Source organism: Luteibacter sp. (genome assembly GCF_051958795.1).
GTDB lineage: Bacteria > Pseudomonadota > Gammaproteobacteria > Xanthomonadales > Rhodanobacteraceae > Luteibacter.
The window spans coordinates 1-25,825 of record NZ_JBQCFT010000113.1 but is presented as its reverse complement, the minus strand read 5'-3'; the positions used below and the strand labels follow the sequence as shown (position 1 = coordinate 25,825).

The following is a 25,825-nucleotide window of genomic DNA, read 5'->3' as shown; positions in this document are numbered from 1 at the left end:
GGGCACGCGCAGCTCGGCCGCGGCATCCAGCGCGCCTTCGCGGCGCAGCGCGAACACGTCGTTGATCAGGCCCGCACCCGCGCCGATGGCGGCACGCATCACTTCGGGCTTGGAGGTATCGATGGAGATGGGCAGCGTGGTCGCCGCGGCCAGGCGTTCGATCAGCGGGACGACCCTGCGAATCTCCTCCTCGGCCGACACATCATCCGCGCCGGGACGGGTCGACTCCCCGCCCACGTCGAGCAGGTCGGCGCCCTGCTCCGCCAGCCGCATGGCATGCGCATAGGCGGCTTCGAGCGAGGCATGCTGGCCGCCATCGGAGAACGAATCCGGCGTGACGTTGACGATGCCCGCGACCCGCGCGCGATCCAGCACCAGCGCGCGGCCGTTGCAATCCAGGGTGGTGGCGAAGAGGTTGGCGACCATGGCCTCAGCCCTGCGGCTTGCCGCCGATGGCACCCATGAAACCGCGGTAGTAGCGCAGTTCGTCGATCGAATCGCGGATGTCGGAGAGCGCGGTGTGCGCCGAATCCTTCGAGAAGCCCTTCGCGATTTCCGGCGACCAGCGCCGCGACAGCTCCTTCAAGGTGGAGACATCGAGGTTGCGGTAGTGGAAGAAGCGCTCCAGCGCCGGCATCTCGCGATGCAGGAAGCGACGGTCCTGGCAGATGGAGTTGCCGCACATCGGCGACTTGCCCGAGGGCACCCACTGCTGGAGGAAGGCGATGGTGGCCTTCTCGGCCTCTTCGGGCGAGGCGTCGGATTCGACGGCGCGCTGCCACAGCCCGGAACGCCCGTGCTGGTTGCGGTTCCACGCGTCCATCTGCTGGAGGCGGGCATCGCTGTGGCTGATCGCGAAGACCGGACCCTCGGCAAGCACGTTCAGATCCTTGTCCGTGACGACGGTGGCAATCTCCAGGATGGAGTCGTTATCCGTGTCCAGCCCGGTCATTTCCAGGTCGATCCAGATCAGGTTGTCTTCGTGCGCTTGCGTCATGGGAGCTCCTTAAGTCGGGGCAGTCTACCTCGCCCTCCCCGCCTCCTGCATGCGATGATGGCGTGATGGCCGAACCGACCTTCTTCTGGCACGACTACGAGACCTTCGGCGCCGACCCGCGACGGGACCGCCCCAGCCAGTTCGCCGGCATCCGCACCGATGCCAACCTCGAGATCGTGGGCGAGCCGGTCATGGTGTACTGCAAGCCACCACGTGACATGCCCCCGCAGCCCGCGGCCTGCCTGATCACCGGCATCGCGCCGCAGATGGCCGAGCGCGAGGGCCTCTCCGAAGCCGATTTTGCCGCCGTGGTGCACGAACAGCTGGCCATGCCCGGCACCTGCGGCGTGGGCTACAACTCGCTGCGCTTCGATGACGAGTTCACCCGGCACCTGCTGTATCGCAATTTCTACGAGCCGTACGCACGCGAGTACGAGAACGGCAACTCCCGCTGGGACCTGATCGACCTGGTCCGCCTGTGCCAGGCGCTGCGCCCGGAGGGGATCCAGTGGCCGCTGCGCGAGGACGGTACGCCCAGCTTCAAGCTGGAGCACCTGGCCACGGCGAACCAGCTGAAGCAGGACCGGGCGCACGACGCGCTCTCCGACGTGGAAGCACTGATCGGCCTGGCCCGGCTCATCCGCACCCACCAACCGAAACTGTGGGACTGGTACTTCGGGTTGCGCCGCAAGCAGCGGGTCTTCGAACTGCTGGACGTGGCGGCGATGACGCCGGTCGTGCACGTGTCGTCGCGCTACCCGGCCAGCCGGCAGTGCCTCACCGTGGTCGTCCCCCTCGCCGCCCACCCGTCGCGTGCCGGCGAGGTCATCGTGTACGACCTCAGCGTGGACCCCACCGACCTGCTCAGCCTGGAACACGGCGACATCGCCGACCGGGTGTTCACCAGCCGCGCGGACCTGCCCGAGGGTGTCGAGCGGATCGCCCTGCGCACCATCCGGGCAAACCACGCCCCCGCCCTGGCCCCGCTATCGGTGCTGAAGGGCGTGGACCATGCACGGCTGGGGCTCGACATGGCGATGGTCGACCGCCACCTGGCGATGCTGCGCGACGCGCCCGACCTCGCCGAGAAGCTGCGCCGCGTGTACGGCTCGGCCGCCGAGCTGCCCCCGGCCGGCGACCCCGAGCTCGCGCTGTACGGCGGCTTCCTGCCGGATGCCGACCGCCGCCTGCTGGCGGAAGTCCGTGCGACGCCACCGGCGCAACTCGGCAGCGGCCGATTCACCTTCCGCGATCCGCGCTACGCCGAGCTGCTGTTCCGCTACCGCGCCCGCAACTGGCCGGATACGCTCACCATCGACGAACACGAACGCTGGGAGGCCTTCCGCGTCGACCGGCTCACCCGGCACGGCCCGCTGACCACGCTGACCCTCGCCGACTACACGACCGAACTCGCGACCCTGCGCCTCCTCCCCGGCGCACCCCTGCCCCTGCTCGATGAGCTGGAGGCATGGGGCGAAGCCCTGCTCTGAGTCCCTTATGCCGCATACCGCCTACTTCACCCCCGCCACCTTCAAGTTCTTCAAGGCGCTGGCCCGTAACAACTCGCGCGAATGGTTCCACGACCACAAGGACGACTACGAGCGCCACGTGCGCGAGCCGTTCACCGCGCTGATCACCGACATACAGGCACCCCTGGCGAAGATCAGCCCACACTTCCGCGCGGACCCGCGCAAGGTGGGCGGTTCGCTGTACCGGATCCATCGCGATACGCGCTTCGCCAACGACAAGCAGCCGTACAAGAACTGGCAGGGCTCGCGCTTCTTCCACGAGCGCAGGCATGAGATCCAGGCGCCGGGCTTCTACCTGCACATCCAGCCCGGCGAGTGTTTCGTGGGCGGCGGCATGTGGCATCCGGAGCCGCCGGTGCTGAAGAAGCTGCGTGAGTTTCTTTCGGATAACCCTGGCTCGTGGAAGAAGGCGACGCACACCAAGGCCTTCCAGGAGCGGTTTTCGTGGTGGGGCGAAAGCCTGAGCCGTCCGCCGCGCGGGTTCGATGCAAACCACGAGCTGATCGAGGACCTGAAGCGGAAGAACTTCGCCGCCGGGCAGGATTTCGATGAAGCGATGGCGTGCTCGACGGAGCTCCTGCCGTTCGTAGTCGACAACTTCAAGCGCCTGGCGCCGATGGTCGACTACCTGTGCGCGGCGCAGGAACTCGAGTTCTGACTTTGGCTTTGCGCTGGCCATGCATCACCGGTGCCGTCTGCGGCGTCGTGCCTCGTCATCGGTTCATTCGCTTGCGCGAATGCATGTACTGAGCGGCTTGCGCCGCCTTAGGCTGGGAGTATCGCGGGATCGGGAGCGGTCAGGCCCTGGCGGCCCCAAGGGCCTGCCCACCCGCAGCTTCCTCTACCCACCAAGGGCGAGGCGGCGTCAGCCGCTGGTCACATGCATTCGCGCCAGCGAATGAACCGATTGCGAAGCGCGCCTCAACCTGCCTCGTAGAGTTCAATGGGCTGATCGTCAGGGTCGGCGAAGAAGGTGAAGCGCTTGCCGGTGTATTCGTCCGTGCGGATCGGCTCGCACGCCACGCCGTGGGCGGTGATGCGGGCTACCGCGGCGTCGATGTCATCCACTGCGAACGCGATGTGCCGCAGGCCCTGCGCTTCGGGGCGCGACACGCGCGGCGGCGGCGACGGGAACGAAAACAGCTCGATCTGCACGCCCGGCGCGACTTCCAGGTCCAGCTTCCACGAATCACGCGCCTCGCGGTACGCCTCGTGGACCACCTTCAGGCCGAGCACCTCGGTGTAGAACGCCTTCGAACGCGCATAGTCCGAGCAGATGATGGCGACGTGGTGGATGGCTTTCAGCATGGTTTTGGTTACGCCTCGTTGAAGGGGAACGCGAGCACGTCGGCGATCCGGTCGGTGTCGGCGAGCACCATCAGCAGGCGCTCGACGCCCATGGCCACGCCGGCGCAGTCGGGCATGGCGCCGAGCACCGCGAGCAGGTTTTCATCCAGCGGCACTTCGTGCTGGCCGCGCTCGCGGCGTACCGCGTTATCGCGTTCAAACCGCGCGCGCTGTTCCTTCGGGTCGTTGAGTTCGTGGTAGCCGTTGGCCACTTCGTACTGGCCCACGTACACCTCGAAACGTTCCGCCACCGGCGGCTCGACCTTGCGGATCCGCGCGAGCGCGCACTGCGATGCCGGGAAGTCCGAGACCACGGTGACGCGGTCGCGGGTGAAGGTCGGCTGGATCCGGTGGGTCATCAGCAGGTCGAGCCAGTCGTCGCGCGTGAGCCCCTCGCCGTTGATGTGGACGTCGCCGATCGCGCCCTGCAAGGTCTCGATCGGTGCGGTGAGCGCATCGATGCCCAGCGCGTCGTGGAACAGCCCGCGGTAGGTCGTCTCGACAATGTCGAACGTGCGGCCCGCTTCAAGCAACAGCTTCTCCAGCAGGTCGATCACCTCGCGCGCCAGGCGCGCATCGTCCCAGCCCACCCGGTACCACTCCAGCATGGTGAATTCGGGATTGTGCCGGCCACCGGCCTCGCCGTCGCGGAACACCCGGCCCAGTTCATAGCAGTCGCCCAGCCCCGCGGCCAGCAGGCGCTTGAGCGGGAACTCCGGCGAGGTGCGCAGCCAGCGCTGCGCGGGGCCGGCATCGACGTGGCCACTGAAGCGTGTGTGGAAGCTCTGGATGTTCGGATCGGTGTTGCCCGCCGCGGAAAGCATCGGCGTCTCGACCTCGAGCACGCCGCGTTCGGCGAAGAACGTGCGGATCCGCGCGTACGTCTTCGCACGCAGGCGCAGGTGCTTCAGGTCCTGGCTCACGGCGCTGCCCCGTGCTGGGCCAGCAGCGCGATCAGGTCGGCCTCGGTATGCACCGGGATGCCGAGCTCCGTGGCCTTGTCCAGCTTGGAACCCGCGGCTTCGCCGGCGAACACGCCGGTGGTCTTCTTCGACACCGAACCCGCGACCTTCGCCCCGAGCGCCTCGAGGCGTTCCGTGGCGTCATCGCGCTTCAGTGTTTCCATCGTGCCGGTGATCACGTAGGTATGGCCTTCGAGCGGCAGCGCCGCGGCGGACTTCGCCGGCAGTGCTTCGAGCAGCGAACGCATCGCCCAGTCGCTGCGCGCCAGTTCCGCGGCGTTGCGCGGGTCGGCGAGGTACAGCGTGAGGTTGGTGGCGGCGGCCTGCGGCACGCCAGCGACGATCCACTGGTGTTCGCTGGCCTGCACCAGCGCCTCCAGCGTGGCGTACTGCTTGCCCAGCAAGGCCGTGCTCTTCGGGCCGAGCTTTGCGATCTTGGCCGAATCGAGCAGGACGTCGAGACCCAGGCGATCGCGCAGCTTCGGCGACGGCGCACCTTCGTCCGAGAACGTGATGCCTGCCGCGAGCAGCGCATCGACGACCTTCTCGTTGCCCTCCTGCTCGAAGAACGCCGCGATGGATGTGGCGACTTCGTCACCGATATCCGGCAGCACGCGCAGCACGGGAGCGGGCGTGCGCCGGACCATCGCCAGTGAGCCCAGCCAGAGGGCCAGGGTCTTCGCCGTGCTCTCGCCGATGTGCATGATGCCCAGGCCGAACAGGAAGCGCGGGAGCGTTGACTTCTTGCTGGCCTCGATCGACTCGACCAGGTTTTCTGCCCACTTGGTGGCGACCTTGCCCTGCTTCACCGTTTCCGGCGTGGAGCCATCGCGTTCGTCGGCGCGGCGCTTCATGTCGATGAAGCTTTCCACGGTGAGGCCGTAGAGATCCGCGGGCGTCTTCACCATGTCGAACTCGACCAGCGCATCGACGAAGCGATCGCCGAGCCCGTCGATATCCATGGCACGGCGCGAGGCGAAGTGGATCAGGGCTTCCTTGCGCTGCGCGGCGCAGATCAGGCCACCGGAGCAGCGATACGCGGCCGCGCCCTCTTCGCGCACGATCTCGGAGTTGCACACCGGGCAATGCGACGGCATCTGCCAGGGCTCCGTGCCCGCGGGGCGGCGGTCTTCGACCACGCGCGCCACTTCGGGGATCACATCGCCGGCACGGCGCACGATCACCGTATCGCCGACGCGCACATCGAGGCGTGCGACCTGGTCGGCGTTGTGCAGCGTGGCGTTCGTGACGGTGACACCGCCGACGGAGACCGGCGTCAGGCGCGCGACGGGCGTCGCCGCGCCGGTGCGGCCGATCTGGATCTCGATGGCCTCGACCGTCGTTTCCTGCTCCTGCGCGGGGTATTTGTGCGCGATGGCCCAGCGCGGCGCGCGCGAGACAAAACCCATCTCCTGCTGGCCGGCGTAGTCATCGAGCTTGTAGACCACGCCGTCGATGTCGTACGGCAGGCTGTCGCGCTTCGCGCCGATCTTGCGGAAGTAGGCGATGAGGCCGTCGAAGCCCGACGCCGTGGAGACTTCCGGCGAAACCGGGAAACCCCACGCGCGCAGCTGCTGCAGGGTGGCCGAATGCGTATCCGGCAGCTCGCCGTCTTCGACACGGCCCACGGCATAGGCGAAGAACGCCAGCGGGCGCTTCGCGGTGATCGCGGGATCCAGCTGGCGTAGCGAACCGGCGGCACCATTGCGCGGGTTGGCGAGCGGCTTTTCACCGGTGGCGCGGGCGCGCTCGTTGAAGGCCTCGAAACCGGCGCGCGGCATGATCACCTCGCCACGCACCTCGAGCACGCGGGGCCAGCCTTCGCCGCGCAGGCGCAGCGGGATCGCCTTCACCGTACGCAGGTTCGCCGTGACGTCTTCGCCGACGGCGCCATCGCCACGGGTCGCACCCTGCACGAACACGCCGTTCTCGTAGCGCAGGCTGATGGCCAGGCCATCGAGCTTCGGTTCCACCGAGAACACCGGTTTGGCGCGGCCGAGGGTCTGCTCGATGCGCCGTTCGAAATCGGCTACTTCGCGATACTTCTCGCGATCGGTGTCGCCTTCGGTTTCGAAGGCGTTGCCCAGCGACAGCATCGGCACGGCGTGGGTGACTTCGGCGAAGCCACCGTGCGCGCGCGCGCCGACCCGGCGCGTCGGTGAGTCATTGCTGGCGAGGTCGGCGTACTGGCCCTCCAGCGCCTCCAGCTCGCGCATCAGCTTGTCGTATTCGGCATCCGCGATGTCCGGATCGTCCAGCACGTGGTACTTGTAGTTCGCATCCTCGATGCGGCGGCGAAGGTCGGCGGCACGCGCGGCGGCTTCGACAGGGGCGATGGCTTGGGGCATGTGCAGGATCCGTGATGAACGCGCGGGGGCCAGGCGCGACCGTAAAGGATATCCCCATTCCGTTATAATGGCTTGGCCATGCCTGCCGACGACGTCATCGAAAACCCCAGCACCCCCGACGTCCACCCCTTACCCACCGACAAGCCCGCCCTGGCTCCCGCGGAGCCGTCCAGCAGGGCGCGTTATCGCGGCCTGATCTGGCTGGTGGCTGCCGGCTTCTTCATGCAGGCGCTGGATTCCACCATCGTGAACACGGCCGTGCCGTCGATCGCGAATGCGCTGGAGGTCACCCCGCTCAGCATGCGCACGGCGCTGACGAGCTACGTGCTGACCCTGGCGATCTTCATCCCCATGAGCCCCTGGCTGTGCGATCGCTTCGGCACCCGCAAGGTGTACGGGGGCGCCATCCTGGTGTTCGCGCTGGGCTCGCTGTTGTGCGGCGTTGCGCAATCCCTGCCCCAGCTCGTCGCCGCGCGCATCGTGCAGGGGCTGGGTGGCGCGGCGCTGATGCCGGTCGGCCGCTACGTGCTGGTCCGCAGCATCGACCGGCGCGAGTTCGTGAGCTCCATGAGCACCGTGGCGACCTTCGGCCTGCTCGGCTCGGTGTTCGGGCCGCTGCTAGGCGGCGCGATCGTCGAGTTCACCCACTGGAGGATCATCTTCCTGATCAACGTGCCGGTGAGCCTCGTCGGGCTGTGGCTGAACCGGCGCGAGATGCCGGACTATCGCCTCGACCGCGCCAACCGCTTCGACATGCTCGGCTTCCTGCTGTTCGCCGGAGCCTCGGCGTTGTGCCTGCTGGTGGCGGAGACCCTGGGCGGCCACGGGCAGCCGCTGTGGATCGCCGCCTCCGCTGCCGGCGCGTTGCTGCTGGCCACGCTCTACGTGCGGCATAGCAAGCGCACCGAGTTCCCGGTCAGCGATCTCTCGCTGCTGAAGGTGCGCAGCGTGTGGGTGTCGCTCGCCGGCAACCTGTTCACCCGGCTCGGCGTCTCCGGCATGTACCTGCTGCTGGTGCTGTTCCTGCAGATCGGCTGCGGCTGGTCGCCGCTGGTGGCCGGCCTGATGATGGTGCCGCAGGCGCTGGGCTCGATCTCGGTGAAGCCGTTCATCCATCGGCTCATTACGCATTTCGGTTATCGCCGGCTGCTGCTGGGCAACACGATCCTGGTCAGCATCGTGCTTTGCGCGTTTGCGCTGCTGAATACCGATACGCCGGCCTGGATCATCGCTGCGTTCGTCTACGTATATGGCGCGGTGATGTCGGTGCAATACACCTCGATGAACACGCTCGCCTACGTGGATGTCGATGTGAAGCAGGCTTCGATGGCTTCGTCCATGGCCTCGACCGCGCAATACCTGTCGATGAGCTTCGGCATCGCCCTGGCGACCTTGCTCATGGCCGGGTTTCTCGGCTCTTCCGACCAGCACCCGTACGTGTGGGCATTCCGCTGGTCGGTGATCGTGCTGGGCCTGATCACCCTGGCGGCGAGCTGGGTCTTCAGCCGCTTGCGCGACACCCGCGAGCCGCAGGTCGCCAGCGCGGCCGGTTAGCGGCTACCCTCGGGAGGCCGCGCTTACCGGCGGCGTCTGATCAGGACCGATCACCATGCACGACTCGGCAGGCATCCTGCTTACCCTCTTCGTTATTTTCGTCGCTGCCCAGCTCGGCGGCGAGATCGCGCAACGCCTTAAATTACCGGCTGTGGTGGGCGAAATTGCCGCCGGCTGTGCCATCGGCCCGAGCGCGCTCGGCTGGATCGCGGTACCCGATATCGCGACCGGCACCCCCCTCGATGTGCTCGCCGAAATCGGCGTGATCTTGCTCCTTTTCTCAGTCGGACTGGAAACACGCCTCGACGACCTGAAGAAGGTCGGTGCCAGCGCTTTTCTCGTCGGCGTGCTCGGCGTGTTCATTCCGTTCGGCCTCGGCGCGCTGTGGGCGCACGGGTCGGGTTTCGACTGGATCCGCTCGATGTTCGTGGCCGCGGCGTTCGTCGCCACCTCGGCAGGCATCACCGCGCGGGTGTTGCAGGAACTGGGCGTGCTGCAGCGGCAGGAGGCGCGGATCATCCTAGGTGCCGCCGTGATCGATGACATCCTGGCGATGCTGCTGCTCGGCGTGGTTTCCTCGCTGCAGGGCGGCGGCAACGTCGACGTGGGCAGCCTGGTCGGCACCCTGCTCGGTGCGGTCGGTTTTGTGGCGGTGATCGGCTGGGGCGGCACGCGGGTGATGCGCCGTGGCTCCGGCTGGCTGGAGAAGCCAGCCAACCCGATGTCCGCGCTGGCGATCGTGCTGGCCCTGTGCCTGGGCCTGGCCTACCTCTCCATGCGTTTCCACCTGGCCGCGATCATCGGCGCGTTCCTCGCGGGCATGATCGCCTCCGAGACCCGGCAGCGGCACCAGCTGGAGGAACAGACGGCACCGCTGCTCGCTTTCCTCACGCCGTTCTTCTTCGTGGTCACCGGAGCGAAGGTGAACCTCTCCGCGCTGGCCTCGGGCGATGCCCTTTTGGCCCTGCTGGTGGTCACCCTGATCGCGATCGTCTCCAAGCTCGCCGGCGGTTTCCTCGGTGCGCTTAAGCTCGGCAAGCGTGGCGCCACCATCGTCGGCTTCGGCATGGTCCCGCGCGGTGAGGTTGGCGTGGTCATCGCCAGCCTGGGCCTGGCCGCGGGCGTCTTCGACGAAACGATCTACGCGGTGATCGTGGCGATGTCGCTGCTCACCGCGATGGTGACGCCGCCGATTCTGGCGTTGTTGCTAAAGAAAGCCTGACGCTTCCGTAGGAGCCCACCCTGTGGGCGACATCTTTCGCGGAAGATTCCGAGTTCCCCGCGGCCGCGGTACGAACGGCGTCGCCCACAGGGTGGGCTCCTACGATTTCGACTTCTGATAAGCCAACAACGCCTGCTCGCGCGTGGCCTTCAGGTCCACGATGGGCTTGGGATACCCCGATGCCTTGAGGTACGCCTCATCCTCCCAGGGCGCATGCACCAGCTTCCCCGGCGCATCGCGCAACTCGGGCACCCAGCGCCGGATATAAGCCCCATCCGGATCGAACTTTTCCGACTGGGTCACCGGGTTGAAGATGCGGAAATACGGCGCCGCGTCCGCCCCACTCCCGGCCACCCACTGCCAGCCCATGGCGTTATTGGCGAGGTCGGCATCGACGAGCGTGTCCCAGAACCACTTCTCACCCAGGAGCCAATGCTGGCGGAGGTTCTTGGTGAGCAGGCTGGCCACGAGCATGCGCACGCGGTTGTGCATCCAGCCGGTGGCCCAGAGCTCGCGCATGCCGGCGTCGACGATGGGAATGCCGGTCTTGCCCTGTTTCCAGCGGCGCAGGGCATGCGCATCGCGCTTCGCCCACTTGAAGGCATCGAACTTCTTGTTGAAGTTCTTCTTGGGCGTATCCGGGAAGTGCCAGAGCAGGTGGTGGCCGAATTCGCGCCACCCGAGCTGGCGCAGGTAGGGCTCGAGGTCGGGGGCGTTCTTGCGCCGGGCAAAGTGGGCGCGCAGGCGCTCCGCCACCTGGCGCGGGGAGATCTCGCCGAAATGCAGGTGCGGCGACAGCCGCGAGGTGCCATGCCGGGCCGGCAGGTCGCGGCCCTCGCTGTAGTGGCCCACGGCGTCATCGGCGAACAGGCTTAGCATCTCCTGGGCGCCCTCCTCGCCGGGCGTCCACTCGTGGAATCCCTTGGCCCAGTCGAGTTCGGGCAGCAGGCCGAGACTGTCGATGCTCACCGGCTTCTTCAGCGCATCCAGGCGCAGCGGCGTGGGCTCGTCCAGCGCGGCGTGTTCGTCGATCCGCGTCCGCAGGTTGCGCCAGAACGGCGTGAACACGCGGTAGGGCTCGTCCTCCTTGGTGGCGATCTCCCAGGGGTCGCACCACAGGTTGGCGTTGAACGAGGCCACGTCGAGCCCGTCCGCCTCGAGCGCCTTGCGGACCTTCGCGTCCCGCTTGCGGATGGCCGGGTCGTACAGCAGGTTGAAATAGACGGCCGAGGCGCCGGTCTCCTTGATGACCTTCCGGAGCACTTCCAGGCTCCCCTCACCCCCTGTGGGAGCGCGCTCGTGCGCGATAGCCACCTGCAAGGCCCCCTTATGCCTGCGCAACCCCCGGTCCAGCGCCTCCAGCGAATGATGCAGCCACCATCGGCTGGCCGCCCCGGGGGCCCACTCCCCCTCCTCATCCGGCGCATGGATATACAGCGGGATGACCCGCTCATGCGCCCCGGCGGCGGCCACCAGGGCGGGATTATCTGCAAGACGGAGGTCGCGTCGGAACCAGACGATAGCGGTAGTCATCGGCGTAGTATCCACGTTGTGGGTGAAATACGGATGCCGATCTACATTTGTTCAGACTGAATGTTTGAGACTGTGCGCACGCGCGGTCCTCTCCCTGCCTGGCCACGCGAAAGAAAGGAGATCCACATGAATATCAAGACCATCCTCGGCATCCCCATGGCCGCCCTGCTCGCCACGGCGGTCGCCACGCCGGCCGCGGCCGCCACGCTGACCCGCAGCGATGGCATCTACGTGCGCTGCGAACAGTGCGGCGTGGTGCAGAGCATCGAAACGAACATCACTCAGGGCCGTGACCACGGCACCGCGGGCGCCGTGATCGGCGCGATCGCCGGTGGCGTCCTCGGCAACCAGGTCGGCAAGGGCAAGGGCAAGACCCTCGCCACCGTCGGCGGCGCGGTCGGCGGCGGCTTCGCCGGCAACGCGATCGGCAAGGGCGGTGGCGGCGAGAGCTACACCCTGCGGATCAAGATGGGCACCGGCGGGTACTCGAACGTGACCGTGAAGGATGCTTCGGCGATTCGTACCGGGGATATCGTGGTCGTGGATGACCAGGGTAACGTGCAGCGCGTGCAGTAAATCCTCCGCGTAGGTCCGCTAGTACGAGGCCGGGCTCGTCCCGGCCTCTTTGTATTCCAACCAGACACGGCGACTTACCTCAACCGTCGCCCGCTCGTGCTCTTGAGACCGCCCGCCTCCTCGAACGTCGCGCCCGGAGACGTCCTTGGACTCAAGCTCGTACGTTTCGGACGTAGAATCATAAGCTTGCGCGCGAGACCAGCATTCTTGGACTCGATCTTCGGCGCCGTTCCATCAGTTCCGCCAGGTGCTTCGGTTGGCGATCTCCCAGCGCTACGTCATGATCCTTAGAGCAAGGACAGCCTTGGGAGCCAGGCGTGATTCCAGAGTTCAACCATTCCGGCGTTCTTCCGCCATTTCATGGCGCGGCGCATGAGTTTGCCAGTCGATCACCGTACTTCACGGACATGACAGCCGTGGCATCCCGTTTCACGAACACCCACGAACGGCGCACGATCTTCGAGGGACTGCTTGCATACAGGAAAGACTTGCGGGCGTTCGGAATAGAGGTCGGGTTCCAGTGGCTTGACGGCAGTTTCGTAGAGGATGTCGAACGAGTCCGGAGTCGACCACCTGCGGACGTAGACATCGTAACGTTTGGATTCCGTCCTGCGCACCTGAAGGACGACAGCGATTGGGCCACCGCTGTTGCTTCAGCGCCCGAACTCTTCAGCCCACATGCGGCAAAACTGAAGTACCGGTGCGACGCTTACTTTGTTGACCTTTCCACCGATGGAAGCTGGCTAGTCGATCAGACAACCTATTGGAATAGCCTGTTCTCGCATCAGCGCGATACGAGCCTATGGAAAGGCATCCTTCGCGTACCGCTCGAGGACGATTCAACGCTTGCGGAGCAGTTTCCGGTGCCAGCCAATGATTAAGCAGCTGACGTTGCAAGGCCTCCGCGCCGACCTTGGAGCAGCGGAACGCATGCTAGAGAGCGCAAGGCAGGCGAATGACGTCATAGGGCAATTCCAGTTCAAGGAGAAAATCGACGCGTTGCGCGCCAGAATTGCCGAACTAGGCGACGTCAAGGAAACCGTGGCTCGCGTCGCGCTATTCTTTGGAGGACGCCCCGTTCTCGGATCGAGGGGCATCGATGCGGCGTTCTCCAGTCATGCACTTGAGTCGTTCCAGACCTTGCTTTCCAAGCAGTTCGCGTGGCGGGAGAAAGGTGCGCTCGGTGCACGCGGTACGGTCCCCGCCCTGGACGAATCGCGCATGATCGTGACCGATGTTGCTCGCGGCTCAGTAGGCTTCGTGATGGAAGAAGCCCCTGTACAAGGGCAGATGGTCACAACGGACCTCAATGAAGTCATTGAAGAACTCTCGAGCGCACTTTTCCAGTTGAGTGGAGAAGGCGACGAATGGTCCGACGTACTCGGCGGCCTCGACGAGCGAGTCATTGGCGCGATCAAGTCGTTCTTCGCTGTTCTCGATGACGCAGGTGCAAGTGTACGGATCGTCGAAGGCGATCACGACCGCGAACTCACGCAAGCGGCCGTTCGGCGAGCCCGCGCTCGCACCGACCTGACCAACCTGTCCGAATCGGACGCTGAATCGATTCCGGGGCAGATTGTTGGCATCACAAGCAAGACATTCGAGTTCATAGCCGATACGGGTGAACGCTATTCAGGTCGTGTGGCTGATGGTCCCGCCAGACAACTCGAGCAAGCCGGCAACGATCAGACGATCCAGCACCTCATGTTTGCGCCGGTCAAGGTGCACTTGAAGGTCCGCACAGTCACCACTCGGGGTTGGTCGAGGACCTACTACACGCTCATTGGTGTAGAAAGCCGGCTGGCTGACGGCGAGCCGTAGTTGCGAATGCAGCACTGGACCAGTTCAGCGCGACCTTTCAAGATCTCATGCTTCCCTGCTCGCTACGACGATTGACTTCCCGCCGAATTCCTCAGCAAGCCCGAATGGCCTTCGCCGGATCAACCCGAGCCGCGCGTGACGAGGGAAACGAAGCCGACACCTGCCCCAACGCGATGATCGCCACCGCACTCGTGGCGATCATCCACGCAGGCATTGCGGGAACGCCGTAGCGATCGCCCAGCCACGCGTTGAACGCCCAGGCGGCGATCGCTCCGATGATGACGCCAGCGCCGCAAAGCATGGCGTTCTCGACGAGGAAGTAGCGGATCACGGCAAGGCGCGTGGCGCCGAGGGCGCGGCGGATGCCGATCTGGCGCTTGCGACGTTCCACCCAGAAGCCGGTGAGGCCGACGATGCCCAATGAGGTGACGAAGACCAGGATGAAGCAGATCGCGGTGAGGCTGATCGCCATGGCGCGGTCGCGTTCGTAGGCGGTGGCGCGTATCTCGCTCAGCGGGCGCACCTTGCCGAAGGTGCGTTGCGGGTTTGCCGCGCGCAGCGTCTCGGCCGCCGCGGCCATCGCAGCACCGATCTTCCCTGGCTGTGCGCGGATAAGGTAGAGCCCACGCGGGCCGTGATCGGTCATGGGGATAACGATGGAATCTTCCGCGGCGGACACGTCGGCGGTGGTGGCGGCGTTACCGGTTTGCAGGCGATCGAGGACGCCGATGATCCGCAGCGGGCGGTTGGGCTCCGCGGTAAGGAACACCGTCTGCCCCAGCGCCGAACGCCCAGGGAAAAGGCGATCGGCCAGTGAACGCGTCACGAGGACCACCGGCGGCAGCGGCGCTCGGTTGAACGTGCCATCGGTGACGTCGCCGCGCGTGAAGTCGCGGCCCTCGCGCAACTTCAGCCCCAGCGCACCGACACCTCGCTCGTCGAATGCGTAGATGGCCACGTCGCCCTGCTGCGCCTGGATTTCCTTCGCGCCCGGACGCAGGCTGACGCCTTCCGTCCACCCGCTCCCGCGCAACGGATAACTGTTCGTGGCGACGGCGTCGGCGATGCCCGGTGCGGCGCGCAGTGCCGTGAGGTCGGTCTCACGCTGGCCGCGTGCGCCTTCCGTATCGTCCAGCCGATAGCCCAGGGCGAACATGTCACGCTCGTCCACGCCGGTCGACGCGGTGAGGTGCGCGGTGCGCACTCCGATGATGAAGACGATGTTCCCCACGACGGCCAGCGTCAGCGCGATCTGGAGAACGAGGAGCCCTGCTCCCAGGCGGCCGCGTTTGAGGGCGGCGAAGATCGGAGCGATGTCGTTGAGCATCACAGGCCTCCCCTTAGCTGCAGGCCAGGTGCGGTACGCATGGCCAGCCACGCGGGATAGATGCCCGCGATGACAGCGGACGCGGTAGCCAGCGCGACCGTGGCGGCGAGAAGCGGACCATCGATGGTGGCGATCCGTGCAAGATCCGCCGGGAACAGGCTACGCATGGCCGCGAGCGCACCGAGCGTCAGGGCGACACCGAGTGCGCCGGCACACGTTCCGATCAGTCCCGCCTCTGTGGCGGCCTGGAGGAACACAGTGCGGCGCGTGGCGCCGAGTGCGCGCCGCAGGCTGTATTCGCCGGAGCGCGCCAGCGAGCGGGCAAGCATCAGCGCGAGGGCGCAGACGATGCAGATGCCCAGGAAAGCGAAGGCCACGACCGTCGAGAGACGCGCGTCGTCGCTGACGATCCTGCGGGCGACCAGCCAGTCGGGGACGTTCCTCAGGCGGACGTTTGCCGGCCAGCCGAAACGCCCGGCCGCGCGCTGTTGGTCGGCATACGCGATGAGCCCCTGGCGATAGGCGTTCTCCGCGGCGGGTGTGTGCAGCTCGGCCCAGTACTGCAGCCACACGCACTCGGAGACGAGCAGGTCGGCATAGGTCTGCCCACGTGGGCCGGCGTCGCAAAACTCATAGCCTTCCGTGGACATCCCAAGGCCCACCGCGGTCTGCAACGGAATGTAGACATCCTCGCTTTCATCGAATGCCTGGCCGCCCTCGACATCGAAGAACCGCGGCCGCGGATCCCATGCGCCGGTGACACCGACGATGCGCCAGGCGTCGCCATTGAGTACCAGCGTGCGGCCCACGCTGTTCTCGCCGTTGAAGACGCGATCGTTGAGCGCGGCGGAGATCACCGCCACGCGAGCGCGGTCGGATTCTTCCGCGTCCGTCCAGCCGCGACCGTAACGCAGCGGTACATCGAACAGGGAAAAGAACGGCGCCGAAGCGGCACGCCCAGCGACGTGCTCACCCTTCGCGGGCGCGCCACCGGCCTGCATGATGAAACCGACCTGGACCATGGCCGCCTCGCGGAGCGCCCGGTGCATGGCCAGCAATGCCGAGGCGTCGCGCCAAGTCATCTGCACGGCGGGCTCGTCATCGCCGGGCTTGCGGCTGCGTGGGCCGCCATTGTCGATCTGGACGGCAAAGAGCCGGGATGATTTCGTGGGGATCGGATCCCGGGCCATGCCGTGCAGGATCGTATAGGCCGACATGCTCATCGCGACGCCAAAGGCCAGCGCCAGGATCATCATGGCGACGAGCACCGGTTTGTGTCGCACGCTCGCCAGCGCGAGCCTCACGTAATAACCGCCGAGCATCCGCTTCTCCCCTGGTTCCCTGGGCACGGCCCCCGCCGTGGCCCGCGAACCATAGCACCCGCGCGTGCGCGAAAAGCATCGACCGCCGCACAGGGCTTAGCGGGCGGCGCGAACCCTGGCGGCTACTGCATCCCAGAACGCCTCGGGCAGCACCGCGCGGACCGGCACGCGCCACCAATTCGCCCGCGCGAACGGCAGGCACTTCACCGCATCCTTGTCGGTCATCAACACGGGGCAACCATCGGCGAACGTGAAGTCATCGCTCGTGAACGCGTGGTGGTCGGCGAACGGATGGCCGTCGACGGCGATGCCGTGGGCGGCGAGGCTGGCGAAGAAGCGCGAGGGGTTGCCGATACCGGCGACGGCATGCGCCGGGCGGCCGGCGAAATCCGCCAGCGGCGCGCTTAGCGTCGGATCATCCAGGTTAACGGCCACGCCGCCCTCGAGCCGCATGGGAATTTCGTTGGCTTGCGGCGTGCCGCCATTTACCACGATGAAGTCGACGGTCGCGAGCCTCGATGCCGGTTCGCGCAGGGGGCCTGCCGGAAGGAGGTGTCCGTTGCCGAGCCTGCGGTCGCCATCGACCACGCAGATCTCGACATCGCGACCCAGCCGATGATGCTGCAGCCCATCATCCGCCAGGATCAGGTCGCATCCGGCTTCGATCAGCAACGTGGCTGCTTCGGGACGCCGCGCGCCGACCGCGACCGGGATGTCGTACTGGCGGATCAGCGACGGCTCGTCGCCCACCATCCCGGGGCTATCGGTTTCTGCGAGCAGGTGCGGCCCACGTTCCGTGCCGCCGTAGCCACGGCTGACGACGCCTGGGCGGAAGCCGCGCTCGGTCATCGCCTGCGCGAGCGCGATGATCAGCGGGGTCTTGCCCGTGCCGCCTGCCGTGATGTTGCCGACGACGACGACCGGGACCGGCAGGTGAACGATTCTGGAGGGATCGGCCCGGAACGCTTCCGCGCGGCGGCGAATGGTTCGCGCGTACAGCGACTCGAGCATGCGCGCCCACATGGGCGGCCGCCCCTCGCCATACCACCGCCGCTGTAACGACTCCCCCAGCGCCACGGTTAACCCGCCGTGGCCTGCTCGTGGAACTGCATGCGATGCAGGGCGGCATACTGGCCACCCTGGTCGAGCAGCTCACGGTGCGTGCCGAGCTCAATCACCCTGCCCTGCTCCATCACGGCGATCTGGTCGGCGTGCTCGATGGTGGACAGGCGGTGCGCGATGACCAGCGTGGTGCGGTCGCGCATGAGGCGGGTGAGCGCATCCTGGATCAGGCGCTCCGATTCGGTATCGAGCGCACTCGTCGCTTCGTCCAGCACGAGGATAGGCGCGTTCTTGAGGATCGCGCGCGCGATGGCGATGCGCTGGCGCTGGCCGCCCGAGAGCGAGTTGCCGCCCTGGCCGATGCGGCTGTTCAACCCTTCGGGCAGGCGCTCGATGAACTCCATCGCGTTCGCGGCCTTCGCCGCCGCGATGATGTCGGCTTCCGACGCATCGGCCATCTCGCCATAGGCGATGTTCGCGGCCACGGTGTCGTCGAACAACACGACATGCTGACCCACCCACGCGATCTGCTTGCGCAGCGACGGCAGCGTGTACTGGGTGTAGTCGCGGCCATCGATGAGGATCCGGCCCTTCGTCGGCTCGTAGAAGCGCGGCAGCAGGCTCACCAGGCTGGACTTGCCGCTGCCGGAACGGCCGACCAGCGCGGTGACGGTGCCGGGAGCACAAACCAGGTTCACGCCACGCAGGGCGACGTGCTCGTTGCGCTCGTAGACCAGGTGGATGTCTTCGAAACGGATATCGCCCTTCGTGCGCTCGAGCACTTCGGTGCCGTTATCGATCTCGGCCGGCTGGTCCATGATCTCGAACAGATCCTCGGCCGCGGTGACGCCCTTCTGCAGGTTCGCCTGGATACCCGCGAGGCGCTTCAGCGACGGCATCATCGCGCCCATGGCCGTAAGCACGGCGGTGAAGATGCCGGGCGAAATCGTGTAGAGGATGTCCGGCCGCGTCGCCAGGAACACCAGCATGGCCAGGGCCATGGCGCCGACGGTCTGGATGGTCGCGCTCGATGCGGCGCTGGTGGCGGAGACCTTGAGGTTGAGACGGCGCTGGCGTTCGGCCACCTCGCCGAAGCGCTCGGCCTCGCGGACCTGGCCACCGTAGATGCGCACCTCGCGATTCGCCGCGACGGCTTCTTCGACCGCGCTCGTGACCGTGCCCATGTTGCCCTGGATGCGCTTGCTGATCTTGCGATAGCGGCGGCTGATGACCGTGACCAGGGCGACCACGCACGGCACCAGCACGACCAGCGCCAGGGTGAGGTAGGCGCTGTAATACAGCATGACGCAGAGCATGCCGATGACGGTGAAGCCTTCGGTGATCGCGACCTTCAGCGAATCGGCCGACGCGGCGGCGACCTGCTCAGACGTGTAGGTGACGCGCGAAATCTGCTGGCCGGACGGTTCGCGGGCGAAGAACGCCGACGGCAGGCGCAGGTAGGCAGCGAACACGTCGATGCGCATGGCCTGCACGACGTTGCGGCCCACGTAAGCGATGCCGTAGTCGGTGATGTACGAGGCGACGCCACGGACCAGGAAGATGCCGATGATCCAGATCGGCATCCAGAAGATCGTTTCCGGGTTCTTGTCGACGAAGAGGTTGTCGATCATCGGCTTGAGCGAGCCGGTGAAGACCGACAGGCAGACCGGGTCGATGATCATGCCGATGATGGCGATGTAGCCGGCGGTACGGAACCGCTTCGTATAACTGAGCAGCCGCTTATAGGTCGCCCAGGTCCGGGCATCCCAGACCGAGACCTTCTTGGGTTGGGCGCTCACTGGGCGCCCGCCATCTCGGTGGGGGTGGTGGCGATCGACAGGCGGGTGTAGCCGACCTGGCCCAGGGCATCCATGGCGCGCACCACGTTCTGGTGCGGGGTCATGGCATCGGCGCGGATGATAACGAGGCGATCGTGGTTGTCGCCGCCGACGCGCTCGATCGCACTCTTCAGCGGCTCGATGCCCTCGCCCAGCACTTCATCGCTACCGACCGAATAGTGGCCGTCGCGATCAACGACGACGGTCAGCGCGTTGTCGGTGGATTCCCGCGCCTCGGCGTCGGCCTTGGGCAGGTTCACCTTCAGCCGCGAGTGCTCGACGAAGGTAGTGCTGAGCACGAAGAACATGAGCAGGGTAAGCAGGACGTCGATCAACGAAATGACGTTGATCTCGAAATCGTCCTCACGACGGGCACCGATGCGCATGGATCAGCCGACCTGCGCCGAGGCTTGGGCATCGGTGGCGCGACGGCGCGGCGCGGGCGCGCGCACCGAGAGATCGTCGAGCAGCGCGGTGGCTTCCTTTTCCATCTGGACGACGTAGCCGCCGACCTTGGAACGAAAATAACGATGCAGCACGTAGGCGGGGATCGACACGACCAGGCCGAACGCGGTGCAGATGAGTGCCTCGCCGATGCCGCCGGCCATCTTGGTCGGATCGCCGATGCCGCCGGCCATGACATTCATGAACATGCGGATGAGGCCGATGACCGTGCCGAGCAGGCCGAGCAGCGGGCCGATGAGCGCGATGGTGCCGAGCGTGTTGAGGTAGCGCTCCATGCGGTGGACCACATGGCGGCCGGTGTCCTCGATGCGCTCCTTGATGATGTCGCGCGGACGGTCGCGCACGGCCAGGGCGCCAGCGAACAGTTCGCCCAGCGGGGAACCCTTCTCCAGGGCGGCGAGGTGCGAGGCATCGAGCTGCGACGAACGGGCCCACTCACGGACTTCGGCGCCGAGACCCGGCGGCAGTACCGCGGCGCGGCGCAGCGCCCAGAAGCGCTCGAGCACGATCGCCAGGGCGACAAGCGAACAGATGAGGATGGGCAGGAGCGCCCAACCGCCGGCAAGAAGGATCTCGAGCACGTGAACCCCAAGGGTACTGATCAGTCAGGCGGGCATGATAGCAGGGCCCGGCTGGGGGACTGAGTAGGCCTTCACAATGGCTGAACGTAGGCGCCCGCCGACGAGCCCGGGCGGCTGTGGGAGCGCGCTTGCGCGCGATGGGGACTTGCCGCCAGCCCCATCGCGTAGGAGCCCACCCTGTGGGCGACGCCTTTTTCGAAAGAGCCACAGGTTACATGGCATTTCCGCGAAATATTTCGCCCACAGGGTGGGCTCCTACGACGGCCGGCCGGCTTATTTCGCCAGCAGCTCCAGCTCGGCGACGGCGGCGGGGCCGTTGCCATCGAGGGTGAGACGGTAGTGGGCGTAGCTGCCCGGGGTGGCGATGGTGAACGCCCGGGTCTGGCGGTGCCACGGGAAGGTTTCGCCCTGACGCTGGTCGAGGACCTGCCAGTGCTTGCCGTCCGTGGAGCCTTCCAGCTTCCAGGCACCCGGCACGGCCGCTTCGGCGCCGGAGCTGATCGTGTACATCGCCACGGTCGCCGGCTTCGCGAGACGGTCGACGATCACCGCCTTACCCGTGGGCAGCGCCAGCTCGGTCGACGAGTCGTTATCGACCGCCGGGGCGACTGCGGTGCCCTTCTTCCCATCGAGCGTGAGATCGGCCGCCTGCAACACGTCGTGGAACGGCGCGGGCTTCTCGCCTTCCGGCGTGATCGAGCCCGGCAGCGCCTCGGCACCGGTGCCCCAGTTGGACGGCGCCGGACCCATCGTGAACTCGAGCGTCGCACCCTTCGCCAGCAGCTCGTGCGGCAGGGTCAGCTTGGTCCACGGCTGGCCGTTGACCTTCAGCGACTGCACAAAGCGGTTGGTATCGCTCACGCCCGGCGCGCGGATGTCGAGCGTGGCACCGTTCTCGAGCTTGACAGTCATGTGCGGGAAGTACGGCGCGCCGATCACGTATTCGGGCGTGCCCATGCGCAGCGGGTAGATGCCGGTGGCGCCGAAGATCCACCACGCCGACATTTCGCCGTTGTCCTCGTCACCCGGGTAACCCTGGCCGATCTCGCTGCCGACATACAGGCGCGACATCGCATCGCGCAGCTTGTCCTGCGTCTTCCACGGCTGGCCCGCCTCGTCGTACATCCAGATGATGTGGTGCGACGGCTGGTTCGAGTGGCCGTACTGGCCCATGCGCACGTCGCGCGCTTCCAGCATCTCGTGGATCACGCCCTTGTAGTCGCCCACGTCGAACGTACCTGGCGTGCTGAAGAACTGGTCGAGCTTGGCGCCGAGCTGTTCGCGGCCGCCGTAGAGACCGGCCAGGCCCGCGCCATCCTGCGGCGCGTCGAAGGCCATGTTCCAGGCGTTGGTCTCGGTGTAGTCGCCGCCCCAGCGCGTCGGGTTGAACTCGCTGGCCTTCCAGCGCCACTTGCCTGCCGGATCACGCGCGACGAAGAACTTCACGTCGGGGTCGAACAGGTTGGCGTAGCCCTGGGCGCGGCCGCGATACCACTGCGCGTCATCGGCGTAATGCTTGTAGTCGCCGCCGTGCGCGGGGTCCCTGGCCAGCGCATCGGCCAGGTTGGCGATACCGAAATCATTGATATAGCCGGCCGTCGACCAGGAAAGGCCTTCGTCGACCTTGTCGTCGGTGTAGCCGTTGAACAGCGAGCGCTCGATGCCCTTGCGGCCGGCACCCTTCACGTCGGTGCTCACCGTGGAGGCGTTGCGGATCGCCGACTGGTAGAAGTTCGCGACATCGAAGTTGCGCACGCCCTTCAGCCAGGCATCGGCGAAAGCGACATCGGAACTGGTGCCCACCATCAGGTCGGCGTAGCCCGGCGAGGTCCAGCGTGCGATCCAGCCACCATCGCGGTACTGCTGGACGAAGCCGTCGATCATCTCGCCCGCTTCAGTCGGGGTGAACAGCGTGTAGGCCGGCCACGCGGTGCGGTACGTATCCCAGAAACCGTTGTTGACGTACGGCTTGCCATCGACGATGCGCGCACCCGTGTGGGTATCGGTGTTTGCACCGGTCGCCGCCGAGAACGGGCTGGCGTACTGCCACTTTGGGGCGTCCTTCGTACCGGTGTTTTCGTAAGCCTGGTTCGGGTAGAGGAACAGGCGGTACAGGTTGGAATAGAGGATGGTGCGCTCGTCGCGGCTCGCGCCTTCGACCTGGAAGCGGCCGAGGCGGTCGTCCCATGCCTTGCGGGCGCGCTCGCGCACGCTGTCGAAGGTGTCGTTCGCCGCGATTTCCTGGCCGAGGTTGGCCTTGGCCTGATCGACGCTGATCAGCGACGTCGCGATCCGCATCGTCACCTGCTTGCCGCCCTTCTTCGCCGTATCGAAGCCAAACCACGCCGACGCCGCGTCACGCTTCTCGCCGGTCAGGCGGCCGCTCTCGGCCACCGGCTTGTCGAATTCCGCGTAGAAGAACAGGCGGGTGGCGCCGGTGGAGAGGCCGCTCTTCACGTCGGACCAGCCCTGGATGCTGCGGCCAGCCGGATCGAGGGTGACCGACGCCTTGTCGTTGAGGTTGTCGAAGATCAGCTGCGCGCGCTTGCCGGTGAAGGTGAAGCGAAACATCGCCGCGTGGTCGGTCGGCGTGATCTCGGTACGGATGCCGTTGTCGAAACGGACGCCGTAGTAATCCGGATGCGCGGTTTCCTCGTCGTGGCTGAACGACAGGGCGCGCGTCTCACGCTTCAGCGCCGGTGCGCCGCTTTCGGCCTGGGCCGGCATGACCTGGAAGGTCTGGCGCTCGCCCATCCACGGGCTCGGCTCGTGCGAGGCCTGGAAGGCCTCGATGCGCGGGCGGTTATCCGGCCCGTTGCGTTCCTGGTACTGGTACAGCCAGTTGGATCCGGAATTCGTCACCGGCGTCCAGAAATTGAAGCCATGCGGCATCGCCGCGGCCGGGAAGTTGTTGCCGCGCGAGAAATTGGGGTTGGCGTTGGTGCCACGGCGCGTATCGACGTAGTCGGTCGGGTGGGTGCTCACGAACGCCGGCTGCGCGGCGATCCGGATATCGTCGATCCAGCCTTCGAAGGCCTTGCCCGACGGCGCATCGGCCGCCAGTTCGATCGACTTCACCTTGCGGCCCTTCGCCACCGAGCCCAGGTTCACGCTGACGTAGTTCCACTGGTCCGGGTAGAGCACGCGGCCGAGGCCCTGTCCCTTCGCCGTCGCCGGCACGCGGTGCTGATCGACCGCCCCCTTCGTGGAAAGCTTCGAGCCGTCGTCGAACACGACGTCGACGCTGACGTAGTTCGCCGGGTTGGTCAGGTCATCGCCGTTCGAGCGGGGGAAGACGAGCCACGACAACACCGTGTCGTCTGCCACCGGAACCGCGGCATCGAACAGCCGCGCGGTGAGCGGCGAACCGGTGGAGGTGCCGGCGTAGTGCAGCGAGTGGGTGCCGGTGAAGCCGACATCCGGCTTCGCGGTGAGCACGACGTCCTTGGGCGGACCGCCGGCGATCTGGACGTCCAGGCCGCCAAATGGCGCCGTGGAAAGCGCGGGGTCGCCGGCTTCGAACGAGCTATGGAACCCCGGCGTGGCCGCCAGGACGCCTGCCGGCATCACCACCGATGCGATCGCGAGCGCAAGCGCCGCCCTGCTACATCCCAGCTTCGTTTCCGTCACGCGCCGTTCCCCTAAGTGGTATGAATCGTGGATTTAAATCGTTCTAAATCGAACTTGTCAAACCGCAGTGCAGCAGATGGGCGGTGCTGTGACCCCCGTCGCTATTCCCGCCAGTAGCGGCTGGCGGGCCGGCGCCACTCCCGGCTGACACGCGGTAACCCCTCCGCGGGGAAATCGATACGCAGCGCGCCGCTGCGCGCGGTGTCGTAGACCTCCGCGCCCATCTCCGCGTGCCGGTCGACGACGAGCGGGTGCGGGTGCCCGAAGCGGTTGCGCCAGCCGGCACCGGCGATGGCGATACGCGGCCGCACCTTGCGCAGCCAGGCCGCGGACGAGGAGTGCCGGCTGCCGTGGTGGGCCATGGTGGTGACCGTGGGCAGCACGGACGCCAGCTCGCCGGGCGCCATGCGCCCTTCGGAAGCCGCGCCGATGTCGCCCGTCAGCAGCAAGCGACCGCCAGCGCCTTCCACGGCAAGGACGCAGGAGCGCTCGTTGGCCTTGGCCTTGCCTGCGGGAGGGAGCGGCACGGCCAGGAAGCGAAAGGTGACGCCATCCCATGACCACGGCGGCATCCCCGCGCATGGCCGGGACGGAAAAGGCAGGCGACCCGGCTCACCGGCAGACACCACGGCCGCCGGATAGCGCTTCGCGACCGCCCGTGCGCCGCCCGCGTGGTCCCTGTCGCCGTGGCTCACCACGAGCGCATCGACCGGCCCGATCCCGAGCGCCGTCACGGACGGCAGCACGATGCCCGCACCCGCGTCATGCCCGCCCGCGAAGTCGGGGCCCGTGTCGTAAACCAGGGTGTGCGAGCGCGTGCGCAGCAGGACGGCAAGCCCCTGCCCCACGTCGAGAACCCAGGCTCGGAAGGCGCCGGGTGGTGGAAGCTCCCGTGCCGGCCACAGCAACGGCAGGAAACAAAGCAGCGCGAAGCCCCGCAGCGGCAGGCCGCGCGGTGCGAACGCCCACGCCGCTGCCGCGGTCGCGAGCATCGCGGGACCTACGCCCGCATCGGCGACGGACAACTGCGCGCCAGGCCACGCCGCCATGGGCGCCAGCAGGCGCCAGAGCCAGTCCATGACCCAGGCGGCGATCTGCAGCACCGCGGAACCGGGAAGGCCCAGCGGCAACAGGACGCTTCCAACGAGCGCCAGCGGAATGATCGCGAAGCTCACCACAGGCGCCGCAATCAGGTTCGCCGCGAACGACACCAGCGACGCACTACCGAACCACCAGAGCGCCATGGGCAGCAAGGCCACGCTCATGAGTGCCTGCGTGCGCAGCATTGCCTTCAGCCAGCCCCGCCAGCCATCGCGCACTGGCGCGACACAGGCCATGAGAACTGCGACGCCGGCGAACGACAGCCAGAAGCCGGCCGAGAGCACGGCGAGCGGATCGACCACCAGGACGGCCAGCAATGCCAGCGACAGCAGCGAGAGACCACCCGCACGACGACGCATCGCGGCCGCAACGACGAGCACCGCCACCATCAACAGCGCGCGCACGGTGGGCAGTCCCATGCCGGCAGCCAGCCCGTAAGCCAGCGCCACGCCCACGCCGAGCACCGCCCGGGCGATGCGCCGCGGCACGCGCGTCGCCAGCCAGGGTAGCCACAGGTACAGGCCCCGCACGATCGCCACGCCCCCACCGGCGGCCACGCCGATATGGAAGCCGGAGATGGCGATGAGATGCGAGGTACCCGTGGCACGCG

General features: G+C 66.8%; 21 protein-coding genes. 7 read left to right on the top strand and 14 right to left on the bottom strand.

Annotated elements, in window-relative coordinates:
• Both ACTHLF_RS06210 and orn read right to left on the bottom strand, forming a co-directional pair.
• Positions 1-426, bottom strand: a 426-nt coding sequence (locus ACTHLF_RS06210; RefSeq protein ID WP_440325786.1) for a dihydropteroate synthase, incomplete at its 3' end; no start/stop codon positions are given.
• A 4-nt stretch (positions 427-430) separates the two neighbouring features.
• Entirely contained in the window at positions 431-997 is a 567-nt protein-coding gene (gene orn, locus ACTHLF_RS06205; protein ID WP_440325784.1) for an oligoribonuclease, read from the bottom strand.
• Between the two features lie 65 nt (positions 998-1,062).
• On the opposite strand from orn, the gene sbcB reads away from it, so the two are divergent.
• Both sbcB and ACTHLF_RS06195 read left to right on the top strand, forming a co-directional pair.
• A complete protein-coding gene (sbcB, locus tag ACTHLF_RS06200) occupies positions 1,063-2,487 on the top strand; it encodes an exodeoxyribonuclease I (protein WP_440325782.1) in 1,425 nt (474 codons plus the stop codon).
• Between the two features lie 7 nt (positions 2,488-2,494).
• Positions 2,495-3,184 (top strand): DUF2461 domain-containing protein, encoded by a 690-nt coding sequence (locus tag ACTHLF_RS06195; RefSeq protein ID WP_440325780.1) that lies wholly within the window; start codon positions 2,495-2,497, stop codon positions 3,182-3,184.
• Between the two features lie 263 nt (positions 3,185-3,447).
• Here the strand turns inward: ACTHLF_RS06195 and gloA2 are convergent, their stop codons facing one another.
• The 3 genes from gloA2 to ligA are packed head-to-tail and all read right to left on the bottom strand — an operon-like array spanning position 3,448 to position 7,183.
• Positions 3,448-3,834 carry an SMU1112c/YaeR family gloxylase I-like metalloprotein gene (gene gloA2, locus ACTHLF_RS06190; RefSeq protein ID WP_440325779.1) on the bottom strand — a complete coding sequence of 129 codons (387 nt, stop codon included), beginning with the start codon at positions 3,832-3,834 and terminating at the stop codon, positions 3,448-3,450.
• Between the two features lie 8 nt (positions 3,835-3,842).
• Entirely contained in the window at positions 3,843-4,796 is a 954-nt protein-coding gene (gene epmA / locus ACTHLF_RS06185; RefSeq protein WP_440325777.1) for an EF-P lysine aminoacylase EpmA, read from the bottom strand.
• On the bottom strand, positions 4,793-7,183 hold the full coding sequence (gene ligA / locus ACTHLF_RS06180) for an NAD-dependent DNA ligase LigA (RefSeq protein ID WP_440325775.1): 2,391 nt from the start codon (positions 7,181-7,183) through the stop codon (positions 4,793-4,795). The genes epmA and ligA overlap by 4 nt, the downstream gene beginning before the upstream one ends.
• 78 nt (positions 7,184-7,261) lie before the next feature.
• Here ligA and ACTHLF_RS06175 point away from each other — a divergent pair, with 78 nt between their 5' ends.
• Positions 7,262-8,737, top strand: a complete 1,476-nt coding sequence (locus tag ACTHLF_RS06175; RefSeq protein ID WP_440325773.1) for an MFS transporter — start codon at positions 7,262-7,264, stop codon at positions 8,735-8,737.
• 55 nt (positions 8,738-8,792) lie between these two features.
• Positions 8,793-9,959: a cation:proton antiporter gene (locus tag ACTHLF_RS06170; RefSeq protein WP_440325771.1), complete on the top strand. Its 1,167-nt coding sequence runs from the start codon at positions 8,793-8,795 to the stop codon at positions 9,957-9,959.
• Positions 9,960-10,058: 99 nt separating this feature from the next.
• Here the strand turns inward: ACTHLF_RS06170 and ACTHLF_RS06165 are convergent, their stop codons facing one another.
• On the bottom strand, positions 10,059-11,492 hold the full coding sequence (locus ACTHLF_RS06165; RefSeq protein ID WP_440325769.1) for a cryptochrome/photolyase family protein: 1,434 nt from the start codon (positions 11,490-11,492) through the stop codon (positions 10,059-10,061).
• A 126-nt stretch (positions 11,493-11,618) separates the two neighbouring features.
• Here ACTHLF_RS06165 and ACTHLF_RS06160 point away from each other — a divergent pair, with 126 nt between their 5' ends.
• The 3 genes from ACTHLF_RS06160 to ACTHLF_RS06150 all read left to right on the top strand — a co-directional run bounded on the left by ACTHLF_RS06160 (position 11,619) and on the right by ACTHLF_RS06150 (position 13,889).
• Entirely contained in the window at positions 11,619-12,068 is a 450-nt protein-coding gene (locus ACTHLF_RS06160) for a glycine zipper 2TM domain-containing protein (RefSeq protein ID WP_440325767.1), read from the top strand.
• Between the two features lie 317 nt (positions 12,069-12,385).
• Complete coding sequence (locus ACTHLF_RS06155; protein WP_440325766.1) at positions 12,386-12,949, top strand: DUF6932 family protein; 564 nt, start codon at positions 12,386-12,388, stop codon at positions 12,947-12,949.
• Entirely contained in the window at positions 12,942-13,889 is a 948-nt protein-coding gene (locus ACTHLF_RS06150) for a hypothetical protein (RefSeq protein ID WP_440325764.1), read from the top strand. The genes ACTHLF_RS06155 and ACTHLF_RS06150 overlap by 8 nt, the downstream gene beginning before the upstream one ends.
• Before the next feature lie 91 nt (positions 13,890-13,980).
• On the opposite strand, the gene ACTHLF_RS06145 is transcribed toward ACTHLF_RS06150, so the two are convergent.
• From ACTHLF_RS06145 to ACTHLF_RS06110, 8 genes are all read right to left on the bottom strand, one after another.
• Positions 13,981-15,216 carry an ABC transporter permease gene (locus ACTHLF_RS06145; protein WP_440325762.1) on the bottom strand — a complete coding sequence of 412 codons (1,236 nt, stop codon included), beginning with the start codon at positions 15,214-15,216 and terminating at the stop codon, positions 13,981-13,983.
• The gene (locus ACTHLF_RS06140; protein ID WP_440325761.1) at positions 15,216-16,565 is read right to left on the bottom strand and encodes an ABC transporter permease; all 1,350 of its coding nucleotides are present in this window, start codon (positions 16,563-16,565) and stop codon (positions 15,216-15,218) included. Before ACTHLF_RS06140 ends, ACTHLF_RS06145 begins: the two co-directional genes overlap by 1 nt.
• Positions 16,566-16,634: 69 nt before the next feature.
• Positions 16,635-17,561, bottom strand: a complete 927-nt coding sequence (gene lpxK, locus ACTHLF_RS06135; RefSeq protein ID WP_440325759.1) for a tetraacyldisaccharide 4'-kinase — start codon at positions 17,559-17,561, stop codon at positions 16,635-16,637.
• Positions 17,562-17,617: 56 nt separating this feature from the next.
• Positions 17,618-19,399: a lipid A export permease/ATP-binding protein MsbA gene (gene msbA / locus ACTHLF_RS06130; protein ID WP_440325757.1), complete on the bottom strand. Its 1,782-nt coding sequence runs from the start codon at positions 19,397-19,399 to the stop codon at positions 17,618-17,620.
• Positions 19,396-19,824, bottom strand: a complete 429-nt coding sequence (locus tag ACTHLF_RS06125; protein ID WP_440325755.1) for an ExbD/TolR family protein — start codon at positions 19,822-19,824, stop codon at positions 19,396-19,398. The genes msbA and ACTHLF_RS06125 overlap by 4 nt, the downstream gene beginning before the upstream one ends.
• Positions 19,825-19,827: 3 nt before the next feature.
• Entirely contained in the window at positions 19,828-20,484 is a 657-nt protein-coding gene (locus tag ACTHLF_RS06120; RefSeq protein WP_440325753.1) for a MotA/TolQ/ExbB proton channel family protein, read from the bottom strand.
• A gap of 273 nt (positions 20,485-20,757) precedes the next feature.
• On the bottom strand, positions 20,758-24,051 hold the full coding sequence (locus tag ACTHLF_RS06115; RefSeq protein WP_440325787.1) for a GH92 family glycosyl hydrolase: 3,294 nt from the start codon (positions 24,049-24,051) through the stop codon (positions 20,758-20,760).
• 164 nt (positions 24,052-24,215) lie between these two features.
• Positions 24,216-25,825, bottom strand: a 1,610-nt coding sequence (locus tag ACTHLF_RS06110) for a DNA internalization-related competence protein ComEC/Rec2 (protein ID WP_440325751.1), incomplete at its 5' end; no start/stop codon positions are given.